Source organism: Prochlorococcus sp. MIT 0701, from assembly GCF_000760295.1.
GTDB lineage: Bacteria > Cyanobacteriota > Cyanobacteriia > PCC-6307 > Cyanobiaceae > Prochlorococcus.
In genome coordinates, this window is the sequence record NZ_JNBA01000029.1 from 92,218 (window position 1) to 103,083 (window position 10,866).

General features: G+C 53.5%; 12 protein-coding genes. 6 read left to right on the top strand and 6 right to left on the bottom strand.

What is annotated here, in order from left to right; all coding sequences use genetic code 11:
• Positions 1-23 precede the first annotated feature (23 nt).
• On the bottom strand, positions 24-752 hold the full coding sequence (purC, locus tag EV12_RS08000; protein ID WP_036914263.1) for a phosphoribosylaminoimidazolesuccinocarboxamide synthase: 729 nt from the start codon (positions 750-752) through the stop codon (positions 24-26).
• Positions 749-1,747, bottom strand: coding sequence for a hypothetical protein (locus tag EV12_RS08005; RefSeq protein ID WP_036914266.1), 999 nt, complete (start codon positions 1,745-1,747; stop codon positions 749-751). Before EV12_RS08005 ends, purC begins: the two co-directional genes overlap by 4 nt.
• A 100-nt stretch (positions 1,748-1,847) precedes the next feature.
• Here EV12_RS08005 and purD point away from each other — a divergent pair, with 100 nt between their 5' ends.
• Together purD and EV12_RS08015 are read left to right on the top strand one after the other, a co-directional pair.
• Positions 1,848-3,164 carry a phosphoribosylamine--glycine ligase gene (purD, locus tag EV12_RS08010; protein ID WP_036914268.1) on the top strand — a complete coding sequence of 439 codons (1,317 nt, stop codon included), beginning with the start codon at positions 1,848-1,850 and terminating at the stop codon, positions 3,162-3,164.
• Positions 3,165-3,188: 24 nt separating this feature from the next.
• Positions 3,189-5,246 carry a HAMP domain-containing sensor histidine kinase gene (locus EV12_RS08015; RefSeq protein ID WP_036914270.1) on the top strand — a complete coding sequence of 686 codons (2,058 nt, stop codon included), beginning with the start codon at positions 3,189-3,191 and terminating at the stop codon, positions 5,244-5,246.
• A gap of 58 nt (positions 5,247-5,304) precedes the next feature.
• On the opposite strand, the gene kaiC is transcribed toward EV12_RS08015, so the two are convergent.
• From kaiC to EV12_RS14950, 3 genes are all read right to left on the bottom strand, one after another.
• Positions 5,305-6,804, bottom strand: a complete 1,500-nt coding sequence (gene kaiC / locus EV12_RS08020; protein WP_036914272.1) for a circadian clock protein KaiC — start codon at positions 6,802-6,804, stop codon at positions 5,305-5,307.
• Between the two features lie 66 nt (positions 6,805-6,870).
• Positions 6,871-7,230 (bottom strand): circadian clock protein KaiB, encoded by a 360-nt coding sequence (kaiB, locus tag EV12_RS08025; RefSeq protein WP_036914274.1) that lies wholly within the window; start codon positions 7,228-7,230, stop codon positions 6,871-6,873.
• Between the two features lie 9 nt (positions 7,231-7,239).
• The gene (locus tag EV12_RS14950) at positions 7,240-7,440 is read right to left on the bottom strand and encodes a hypothetical protein (RefSeq protein WP_413350035.1); all 201 of its coding nucleotides are present in this window, start codon (positions 7,438-7,440) and stop codon (positions 7,240-7,242) included.
• Between the two features lie 457 nt (positions 7,441-7,897).
• Here EV12_RS14950 and rplU point away from each other — a divergent pair, with 457 nt between their 5' ends.
• From rplU to EV12_RS08050, 4 genes are all read left to right on the top strand, one after another.
• Positions 7,898-8,299: a 50S ribosomal protein L21 gene (rplU, locus tag EV12_RS08035; protein WP_011825215.1), complete on the top strand. Its 402-nt coding sequence runs from the start codon at positions 7,898-7,900 to the stop codon at positions 8,297-8,299.
• A 42-nt stretch (positions 8,300-8,341) separates the two neighbouring features.
• Complete coding sequence (rpmA, locus tag EV12_RS08040; protein WP_011825214.1) at positions 8,342-8,608, top strand: 50S ribosomal protein L27; 267 nt, start codon at positions 8,342-8,344, stop codon at positions 8,606-8,608.
• Between the two features lie 66 nt (positions 8,609-8,674).
• A complete protein-coding gene (gene truB / locus EV12_RS08045) occupies positions 8,675-9,637 on the top strand; it encodes a tRNA pseudouridine(55) synthase TruB (RefSeq protein WP_036914280.1) in 963 nt (320 codons plus the stop codon).
• Positions 9,638-9,708: 71 nt separating this feature from the next.
• Positions 9,709-10,467: a YebC/PmpR family DNA-binding transcriptional regulator gene (locus tag EV12_RS08050; RefSeq protein ID WP_036914283.1), complete on the top strand. Its 759-nt coding sequence runs from the start codon at positions 9,709-9,711 to the stop codon at positions 10,465-10,467.
• 146 nt (positions 10,468-10,613) lie between these two features.
• Here EV12_RS08050 and EV12_RS14200 read toward each other — a convergent pair.
• Positions 10,614-10,866 (bottom strand): hypothetical protein (locus tag EV12_RS14200; protein WP_193742184.1); only part of this gene is annotated, 253 nt, incomplete at its 5' end.

Genomic DNA, 10,866 nt, shown 5'->3' on the forward strand with positions numbered 1-10,866 from the left:
TACCTGCAGTTGAAGGGATTAGCTCACACCCCTTGGACCCGTTTGAGGATCTCCCCGTAGGCTTCAATCACTCCACCAAGGTCCTGGCGGAAGCGATCCTTATCCAGGATGCGGGCCTGGGGATCGCTATTTCGATGGTCCCAAAGCCTGCAGGTATCAGGACTGATTTCATCAGCTACCAGCAGTTGGCCTGCACTGTTAAGTCCAAGTTCGAGCTTGAAGTCCACCAACAAAAGATCCAAGCTCTCAAAAAAAGACAGCAACAGCTGATTCACCCGACGTGCCAACTGTTCGATCTCTAAACGCTGCTGCGAACTGATCAATCCAAGCAGCTGCAGCCTTGATTCGCTCAGCAGGGGATCTCCCAAATTGTCGTCCTTGTAGTAAAGATCCAACAAAGCGGGCGAAAGCTCAGTACCGGCCGCAATCGGCGTTTGTTTACAAAGCGATCCAGTCGCCACGTTGCGAATCACAACCTCCAGGGGAATCACATCAACATGCTGAACAAGCATCCAGGTTTCGGCGGCCAGGCCGAGGTAGTGGGTGGGCACACCCTCTCGCTCAAGCATCTCGAACAGTCGTGCCGAGATCTGACAGTTCAGTCGCCCCTTGCCCTCGAGTTCAGCCCGTTTGAGTGCATTAAACGCCGTGGCGTCATTCTTGAACTCCACCAACACACGATCGGGCTGATCCGCAGCGAAGACCCTTTTGGCCTTGCCCTCATAGAGCAGAGGGCCGTGATCTGGCGTCATTTGAATTCTGATGGAACTGAAACAGCAGGCGCACTTTGATGCGCTTCAACAGCAGCATGGCCGCCAGGCTGACGCGGCGAGCGCAGCTCCTGCTCTAGAAGAGTTGCAGCCTCCTGCTGATCCAGATCACCCCGAACCAACTCCCACAGGGTGTAGCGGTCATCGAGGCGATTAGCGAGACGCTCTAGACGCTGTCGGGGCCTTAAGCCGTCACCACCCGCTGCTAAATCGAGCTTCAATTGCAATCGCAGCAAGTCTTCTGCCAGCCCCCAAGCTTGATCTGCAGCCGCCTGGTCAAGGGCTGATTCCAACAGTGTTGAGTGCTGATCGTTGCCTAGACCCTGAAGCAACTCAGCGGCCAGAGCAAGACGGCGGGCCCCCAATGCGCCACGCTCACGGCCAGCCAACAACACCATGACCGCCTCAGCCGAACGATCCAGGGAAAGCTCATGTTCCACCAAGAGATCAAGAGCAGCGCGGGTCAGCGGGAGGCCATCATCTCCATAGCCAACGGTGAGCTGCTCAAAATTCAAGGCCGTGAGATCACCATTTGCCAGGCGTCGTAGAGCAAGGGCCGCCTGGGCATGATCCAAAGATGCGTTGGCCGCCTGCCAGGAGAGCAGCAACCAAGCGCGGCGCTGACTGCCTGGCGCTGGGCTGATACGACTGAGCACTATCTGCGTGCTATCTGGAGACTTGCAGACCATCAACGCTTCAGCATTGGCGATCACAACCTCAAATGGTTGAGGTGCAGGAGCAATGTCGATCAGGCGATTACGAAGTTCCTGCAGACGCAAGTTCAAGCCAAACAGGGCTGCATCAGTACAAGCTGCCTTGAGCTCTGGTATCGCCCCATCGAGCAACACTTGCCGATAGACCACTTCAGCCATGGGCTCCCTAGCGGGAGCAAGGGGGTCAGTCGCAGAATTAAGAGGCGCAGCCTGACTGACGGCAGCCAGCAGCAGCACAGTCAGCGGCAGGGAGTGAATCCCCATGGAGTTGAGTCGTTCAACAAAGATGGAAGAGGCAACGGATTCCTCTGACGAGACCCGGCCTGCTCAAACCTAGGGGTCTTCCCCGTCCCTGCTTGTTCCTATGGCCATGTCCACCACCCGTCCCCATCCCCTCCCCCCTTTAGAGCGGCTGCTTGTGGTTGGCAGTGGTGGGCGTGAAAACGCCCTTGCATGGGCACTACGACGCTGTTCCGGCATAGAAGACGTCTGGGTCACACCAGGCAATGGGGGCACAAAAGAGCATCAGGGCTGTGGGTGCCTGGCGATCGCAGAAACCGACGTCAATGGCCTGATTGATGCCTGCCAATCGCTTCAAATCGATCTAGTGGTGGTTGGACCGGAAGCTCCACTGGCCGCTGGCGTGGCTGACGGACTTCGCGAGGCCGGGCTAGCCGTATTTGGGCCAGGGGCTCAGGGTGCCCAGCTGGAAGCCAGCAAAGCCTGGTCCAAAACCCTGATGGCTGAAGCCGGCGTGCCAACGGCAAAACACTGGACAGTGAGCACAGCAGCAGAAGCTCTGAGCGTGCTGAATCAAGTGCAACAACCCTTGGTTGTTAAGGCCGATGGTTTAGCAGCAGGCAAAGGGGTCTGCGTAGCCGACAGCATCGAAGCAACAGCTGAAGCGATCCAGGAGGTCTTCAGTGGCCGATTCGGGGCTGCCGGTTGCCAATTGGTGCTTGAAGAGCGACTAGAGGGGCCAGAAGTGTCTGTATTCGCACTCTGCGATGGCGAGCGATTGTTATTGCTGCCCCCTGCTCAGGATCACAAACGTCTAGAGGACGGCGACAGGGGGCCTAACACCGGGGGCATGGGGGCTTACGCCCCTGCTCCCCTGCTCGATGCAGCAGGACTCGAGCTTGTGCGCAGGGTTGTACTTGAGCCAACCCTGGCCACCCTGAAGCAGCGAGGCATCGACTATCGAGGTGTCATCTATGCCGGATTGATGCTCACCCCGTCTGGTCCGCAGGTGATTGAATTCAACTGTCGCTTCGGCGATCCCGAATGCCAGACCCTCATGCCACTGATGGGTCCAGAGCTTGCAAAGGTTCTGCAGGCTTGTGCACTTGGTTGTCTCGATCAAGCACCAGAGCTATTGATCCTGGACCGCTGCAGTGCATGTGTCGTGGCTGCAGCAGCGGGCTACCCCAATGCACCCCGCAAGGGTGACCGCCTCAACATTCAGCTAAAGCCAGGCCCATCGCTACAGCTTTTCCATGCTGGCACCCGCTGCACTGAAGAGGGAGATCAACTGACCAATGGCGGCAGAGTATTGGCGGTTGTGGCTCAAGCAAACGATTTTGATCAGGCCTTCGCCAACGCCTACAAAGGCCTTGATCAGGTGTATTTCGAAGGGATCACTTACCGCAGGGACATCGGTCACCAAGTGCGCCAGTCCTAGGGTGAAGAGACGCTGAATGGGTTGATGGCCAGCAGTACTTCGCAAGCCATCGCAGAGTGGGCTCCCCCAGGAGATGGCCAACCCCCACCAGAGCCACCCGGCTGGGGGGAACGCATCTATCTCTGGTGGGCAGAATTCAGCCTGCAAACCAAGTTGTTGGCAATCGCCACACTGGTGGTAAGCCTGCTGATGACAGGCGTTACCTTCTTCGTCCTCAACGGCATCCAAAGGGATGCAGGCATGAATGACACGCGTTACGCCAGGGATCTAGGCCTCCTCCTTTCCGGAAACGTCACTGAACTTGTCGCCCAAGGACGTGACAGGGAACTGGCAACTGTTGCCGAACAATTCTGGCGCTCGCGCAGCCTTCGTTACATCTTCTTCGCCGACCCAGATGGCTTGATCTATCTGGGAATCCCCATTAGCGCTTCCCCTGTCAGCGGCGATAACGATCTGCAGCTCAACCATCGCTTGGAACTGCCAGCAGACCTGCCATCACGACCAGAAAACGCACTGATTCGCCAGCACCTCACCCCTCAAGGTCAACTCACCGATGTCTTCGTTCCACTGGTGTGGAAAGGCGATTATCTGGGGACACTGGCTCTGGGGGTCAACCCCAACGACACAGCTCTTGCCAGCGCGGCTCTCACGCGACAGGTGACGATTGCCGTCTTCATCTCCATCTGGGTGCTTGTGATTCTCGGCGCCGTCTTCAATGCTCTAACGATCACGCAGCCTGTCAAGGAGCTTCTGCGCGGCGTAAGGGCCATTGCTTCCGGCAATTTCGAAGCTCGAATCGCTCTACCAATGGGAGGAGAACTGGGAGAACTCCTGAATGGCTTCAACGCCATGGCCTCCCAACTGGAGGCCTATGACGCCGCCAATATTGAAGAGCTCACTGCCGCCCAAGTGAAGCAGCAATCGCTGATTGCCACGATGGCCGATGGCGCTTTACTTCTCGATGAAGTGGGAAAAATCGTACTGGCCAACCCAACAGCACGGCGGCTATTTCGCTGGGAAGGTCGCAATCTTGAGGGTCAGGAACTGCTCAATGAGTTGCCGGAGATCATCGCAAACGAACTGCATGATCCCCTTCAATCTCTGTTGCGCAATATCGGTGAAAGCAACGATCTGCGTTGCAGTCTTGAAGAACCATCACGCACACTTCGCATCGTGTTGCAGTCAGTGCGCGATCAAAGCGGTGAAACCCTTAAAGGCATCGCAATCACAGTGCAGGACCTCACCAGAGAAGTGGAGCTCAATGCAGCCCAAAGCCGCTTCATCAGCAACGTTTCACATGAACTTAGAACACCACTATTCAACATCAAAAGTTATGTAGAAACACTGCATGATCTCGGTGATCAACTCAGCGAAGAAGAGAAGAAAGAATTTTTAGGTGTTGCTAATTCCGAAACCGATAGACTGGCTCGACTTGTCAATGATGTACTCGACCTTTCGCGCTTGGAATCCGGAAGGAGCGTGCAGTTCGAGCCCATGGATCTTCGCCCTGCCATCGAGCAAACCCTGCGCAACTATCGGCTTAATGCAGATGACAAGCAGATTCATATTGAGCTCAATACGGATGATGAACTACCAACAATCCTTGGAAATTGGGATCTACTACTCCAGGTGCTCGACAATTTAGTCGGCAATGGGCTCAAGTTTAGTCGTGCTGGTGGAAGCCTAATGGTGCGAGCCTACACATGGCCTGATAGCTGCAAGATGTCTCCAATCGAGAGCAGCCAATCAGCACCACATTGCGAATTTTTCTCACCACTCCCCAAGCTCCGCGTAGAAGTTGCGGACACCGGCCATGGCATCAATCAGGATGACCAACAGCATATTTTTGACCGCTTCTATCGCGTAGAAAATGCCGTGCATACAGAAGCTGGCACCGGTCTTGGGCTATCAATCGTGCGTGGCATCATCGAAAAGCATGGCGGCCAAATACGAATGGCCAGTGAGGTTGAGCTGGGCACAACCTTTTGGTTTGATCTACCGCTTGAACAAACAGATGCAGACGAGCTTATCGTTCAATCAGTACGAACAACTCGACAACAGGAACAAGGTTTAGACCTCTAATTCAGCTAACAACCTGAATCAGCCAGTGTTTTCAAGACCCTTGGCATGGAAGGATACATTAAGCTCGATCGTCGTTACTAATACGATGAGGAGCACCACTGAAGATCCGTTCAAAGTTGGAGAATGAGTCTTTAATCTGTGGGCCATTATCAGTAATAACATACTCACGAATTCTTTTGTCGTGCCATGAGCCACGCATCTTGAATACATTCACCGCTCTAGCCATCTCACCGCGAATCTCCACATACTGAAGCAACAGAATAGTATCCGTGATTGTAGAGATATGGGAGTCGGTAATCGAATGACTTCCCATGAACTCTTCAGCAGTATTGGTAAAGAATCCAGCTATTTCTTCCTGCTTTGCATAACCAGTTACTCCGATCACAAACTGCCTAAAGGCGTTGAGGCTCACGCCACGTGCAAGGGCCGAAAGTGAATCAATGGCCATCCTCGATGGCTTGAACTGTCCAATCTCGGCTTTAATAATCTGCAGATGATCTTCTAGACCGGTCGACTCGGGATAAGCACAAATAATCTTCAACAGGCCTGTGCTTTCCATCTCTTCAAAATCAATCCCCCAACTGGTGGCATTACGCAGCAGCTGAGCTCGTGACTCCTCATAGGCAAACAGAATCGCGCGTTCCTTATTTCGGAAAGCATCCTCAATAAACTTCGACACCAAAAGGGTTTTACCAGTCCCCGTTGCCCCAGTAACAAGAATGATCGAATCCTTGAAGAAACCTCCACCACACATCTCATCTAGATGAGGGACACCAGAACTAATCCGTACGTTGGAGGAACGCTGTGTAAGCCGCATTGCGCCTAAAGGAAAGACGCTGACGCCGTGGGTGCCCATGGTGAATGGAAACTCACCCTTCATGTGAGTTGTGCCACGTAACTTGAGAATCTCAACGGTACGTCGACGCTTCTCAGTCTCAAGAACATTGCGTAGGATTACGACGTTGTCGGAGACAAACTCCTCTACCCCATAGCGTGCAATTGGGCCATATTCATCGACACGTTCTGTGGTCATTACGGTGGTAACACCAATCACCTTAAGACGTGCAATCAAGCGAAAGATTTCCCTACGCACCACAGAAATAGCGTCGTACTGTTGGAAAACAGCTGTCATCGAATCAATTGATACCCGCTTGGCCTTATATTTAACAATGGCGTAATTAATCCTTTCAATCAAACCTGAAAGATCAAAGTTGCCTGCAACATCCTGACCATCAGGATCAGGTGAAGCATCGAGTATGAATAATTTATCCTGGTCCACCATCTCCTGAAGATTCCAACCAAAGCTGGCGGAATTTCGCAAAATATCTGATGGCGACTCCTCGAAGGTGACGAATATTCCCGGCTCATCGAACTGGGTAATGCCGTTGTGCAAAAAATGAAGTGAAAAGACTGTCTTGCCTGTACCCGACGTGCCACTGATCAGCGTGCTACGCCCCGTCGGCAAGCCACCATGACAGATGTCATCAAACCCTTCGATCCCAGTAGGCAGCTTCTGCACCTGAATCTGGGAGGAGCCACCGGCACTAGAAGACTGCATAGCTAGGACGTTCTACTCAAACGCTAGAGAGAATCAGCCATGGAACAAAGCGCTGCACCGCGAGCCTTAAGAATCTGGTGGTGCAATGTCATCGTCTGCCAACGTATCGAGCGTCGATGAGCCAAGAATCTCCTCTGAGATCTCGTCATAGAGGAGGTCAAGACCAATCAAAACCCGTTCGCGATCTGAGAGGTCGCCAATGATCCTGCGCACCGGTGGCGGCAGGATCTTGGCCAAAGTTGGTGTGGCCAAGATCTTGTCTTCCTCAGCAAGCTGAGGATTCTTGAGAACATCGATCACCTTGAGCGCATACACGCCACGGAACTCGTTCTCGAGGATGTTGCGCAGAGTTTTAAGCGCACGCATCGAATTAGGGGTATTCCCTGCTACGTACAACTTGAGGATGTAGGTTTTTTTTGGACTCATAACTGCATCTCAGAAGCATCTTCTAAATCGGAACTGATTTGATATCGACGAAAGAGGTACTTCTGCGAAAAGCGAGCGTTGAAGCATCACACAAAGGTGATTTGACAGATCGAGCAAGGAAAGCAGATCGCCCTGCAATGAATCGCTCTCATGCAGCTCAAGTCTGAACTGCTGCCAGCAAGCGTCAATGAGATCCATATGGATCTCCACAACCTAGGTGATCGATAAATCAGCAAACAATGCCGATCAGCTAGCGATCTAGAGCCGGATGAACAGCGCCTGAATCACGGAAGTCACTCATGCATCGATCTCTGCAGCAACGAAATCCTCTCCTCAAGACAACTAAGGCTGCAACAAGCTGATCAGAGCATCTTTAGGTCTGCAATCACAAGATCCACAGGTAGATCAGGGCTGGCAAAAGACCAATGACAGCAAACAACAAAAAATGCTGGTGTGCTGAGCCGCAAGACAAGGCAATGATCAGAGTCGACTTGACTCCAGCGTTTTGACGCTCAGGGATCAGCGTTCAATCTTGACTAAAGGCGCCTAAACGCGGGAAGATCTTTGTTTGTCTCTCGATTGCGAGTCAGGCCAAATCGGTCAAAGTGGTGCGGCGCTTAACAGCCCGTCTCTGCAGATTCCGAGCCTGAACGCGTCTTAACCACCCATGGCCGAGAAACCCGCTGCAAAGCCAAAAGCCGCTGCAGCCAAAGCTGAAGCTAAAGACCAAAGCGATTCATACGCCATCGTTGAGGCATCTGGCCAGCAGTTTTGGTTGCAACCCAACCGTTACTACGACCTAGACCGTCTGCAGGCGGCTGTTGATGACACCGTCACCCTTGAGAACGTACTGCTGATCAAGGACGGCAAGAATGACACCACAGTTGGCCAGCCATACGTGAAGGGCGCCAGCGTGGAACTCAAGGTGATGGACCACCGCCGTGGCCCCAAGATAATCGTCTATAAAATGCGCCCCAAGAAGAAGACAAGACGCAAAAATGGACACCGCCAAGAACTCACACGAGTGATGGTTCAATCCATTTCAATAGACGGCAAAGCACTCAGCTAACCACCCCCTCCATACACTGCTCTTAATACCCCTTAGCTCACCATGGCTCATAAGAAAGGCACAGGCTCCACACGTAACGGTCGCGATTCAAATTCCAAGCGGCTTGGCGTGAAGGCCTATGGCGGCGAAACCGTCACAGCAGGGTCGATCCTGATTCGCCAACGCGGCACCTCAGTGTTGCCAGGGGTGAACGTTGGCCAGGGCAAAGACGACACCCTCTTCGCTCTAACCGATGGTGTAGTGACCTTTGAAAGCATTCGCCGCAGCCTGCGCAACCGCAAGCGCATCAGTGTGGTTGCCTCCAGCTGAGCAATCTCAGCCTTTGCAGACAATGCGGGCAGCAGCAGCAGTCACAAACTGAGCGCTGCTGATCAGGTGACTGTGCCCTTCGGCTTTGTGGTGATCGACAAGCCTGCTGGGCTCACCTCCCATGACTGTGTGAGCCGCATGCGGCGCGTGTTTGGCATCAAGCGCGTGGGCCACGGAGGCACGCTTGATCCTGCCGTAACAGGAGTCTTGCCCATCGCCCTAGGGCATGCCACCAGGCTGCTGCCCTATCTACCCGGCGCCAAGAGCTATCGCGGCAGCATCCAACTGGGCCAACGCACCAGTAGCGACGATCAACAAGGAGATCTGATCTCCAAGCAAGCCTGGCCCGAATTGAACACAGCAGAGATCGAGGCCTACCTCGAGCCGTTTCGCGGCAGGATTCAGCAACGGCCACCGCAAGTTTCAGCCGTGCATGTGCAAGGGGAACGCGCCCATGCACGTGCCCGCAGGGGAGAAACGATGGAGATTCCAGCGCGAACGATCACGATTGATCGCTTGCAGCTACTCAGCTGGAACCAACAACTGGGCCAAATCGACTTCAACGTACATTGCTCATCAGGCACATACATTCGCTCTCTCGCACGAGATATAGGCGAATTAATTGGCTGCGGCGCTTGCCTGGGGTGGTTAAAGCGAACCCAGGCACTAGGGTTTCACGAGCAACAAGCCGTACCACTACCCGATCGAGACAATCCAGCCCTAACGACTCCGCCTGCTGTATTAGCGCCACTCACGGCCCTTGCACACCTGCCAAGACTGCAACTCAACGAAGAGGAACAGGAGAGCTGGAGCTGCGGGCGCCGAATTACCGCCCATCAAGATCAATGCCAACCAGCACCCAAACCTCTGGCCTCTGATCAGCAAGAATCTGATCCAAGTCAAACTGATCCAAGCGAAAACAAGCCCATGCTCGTGGTGATCGACTGCAGAGGCGAAGTCGCCGGAATGGCCTACTGGGAAGACAACGCAACAGTGAAGCCAAAAGTTGTGTTCAACGCACGGGGATGATCGCAACACTGTCGTTCAACGCGAACGCCCCTAGCGTTGATCGTCAAACAACAACCTAATCAGCCTCCGCCATGGCCGGCCATAGCAAATGGTCTCAAATCAAACGCAGCAAAGCTGTGGTGGATGCCAAGCGAGGAGCTGTCTTCACCCGACTGGCACGAGAAATTTCTGTAGCAGCGAGATCCGGCGGCGACCCCAACGGCAATTTTCAACTGCGCACCGCAATCAACAAAGCCAAAGCCGCAAGAATGCCTGCGGCCAATATTGAGCGCGCGATTGCAAAAGGCTCCGGCCACGACCAAAACGGCGCATGCCAACTGGAAGCCATCCGTTATGAAGGCTATGGCCCTGGAGGCGTTGCGGTACTGATCGAAGCGCTCACCGACAACCGCAATCGCACAGCCGCAGACCTACGCCTAACCTTCAGTAAACACAGCGGCAAGCTCGGAGAAAGCGGCTGTGTTGCTTACTTGTTTGAGCAACGCAGCGAAGTGTATTTGAGTGCGCAGTCTGCGCAAGACGGGGGCAACGTTTCAGAAGATGCACTGCTGGAAAATCTGCTGGAGCTTGAAGCTGATGGCTATCAATTGATCGACGATGGCGCTGTGGTGTATGGCCCTTTTAAAGCTCTAGAAGGCCTGCAGGCTGGGCTCAGAGATCAAGGCTGGATTGTTGAGGGATGGGAACACTGCTGGCGACCACTGACCACGATCAGCCAAGCAGATAAAAAAAGCGAAGACCAATGCCTGCAATTACTGGAGGCACTTGATGAGCTCGACGACGTGCATCACATCAGCTCCAACTTAAAGCCAATCCAAGCAGAGCAGTAGCTGTTGCTGTTGCTGTTGCTGTTGCTTAAGGCTTAGCGATACAGCCTACTTAAAGAATGAACGAATCAAACGATCAATAACAAAAAATCCGCCAGGCTCTTGATTGCAAGCCCAACGGATTTGATGATCAACTCAGATCTCTGCTTTTAGAACTGGAAGGTGACACCACCAGAGGCACGCCAATCGGTGCCGCGGTTTGAAGTATCCCAGAACTCAAGACCTCCACGGCCATACACCTTGAATGAAGTGGTTCCGAAATTGTTGATCGTGTAATCAACTCCAGCTTCAAGCAAAAGTCCATCCTGGCTGTCTTGATTGGAATCAACAGAGATGGTGCGATCCGTAAAGGTGTAGCCGATCTTCTGCGCTTCGTTGTTTTGATCCCAATCCCTCAACCAG

Excerpts from the sequence above, each read along its gene's own strand:
- rpmA (WP_011825214.1), top strand. The coding sequence starts at position 8,342 with ATGGCTCATAAGAAAGGCACAGGCTCCACACGTAACGGTCGCGATTCA.
- EV12_RS08050 (WP_036914283.1), top strand. The coding sequence starts at position 9,709 with ATGGCCGGCCATAGCAAATGGTCTCAAATCAAACGCAGCAAAGCTGTG.
- rplU (WP_011825215.1), top strand. The coding sequence starts at position 7,898 with ATGGCCGAGAAACCCGCTGCAAAGCCAAAAGCCGCTGCAGCCAAAGCT.
- EV12_RS08015 (WP_036914270.1), top strand. The coding sequence starts at position 3,189 with ATGGCCAGCAGTACTTCGCAAGCCATCGCAGAGTGGGCTCCCCCAGGA.
- purD (WP_036914268.1), top strand. The coding sequence starts at position 1,848 with ATGGCCATGTCCACCACCCGTCCCCATCCCCTCCCCCCTTTAGAGCGG.
- kaiC (WP_036914272.1), bottom strand. The coding sequence starts at position 6,804 with ATGCAGTCTTCTAGTGCCGGTGGCTCCTCCCAGATTCAGGTGCAGAAG.
- EV12_RS08005 (WP_036914266.1), bottom strand. The coding sequence starts at position 1,747 with ATGGGGATTCACTCCCTGCCGCTGACTGTGCTGCTGCTGGCTGCCGTC.
- kaiB (WP_036914274.1), bottom strand. The coding sequence starts at position 7,230 with ATGAGTCCAAAAAAAACCTACATCCTCAAGTTGTACGTAGCAGGGAAT.
- purC (WP_036914263.1), bottom strand. The coding sequence starts at position 752 with ATGACGCCAGATCACGGCCCTCTGCTCTATGAGGGCAAGGCCAAAAGG.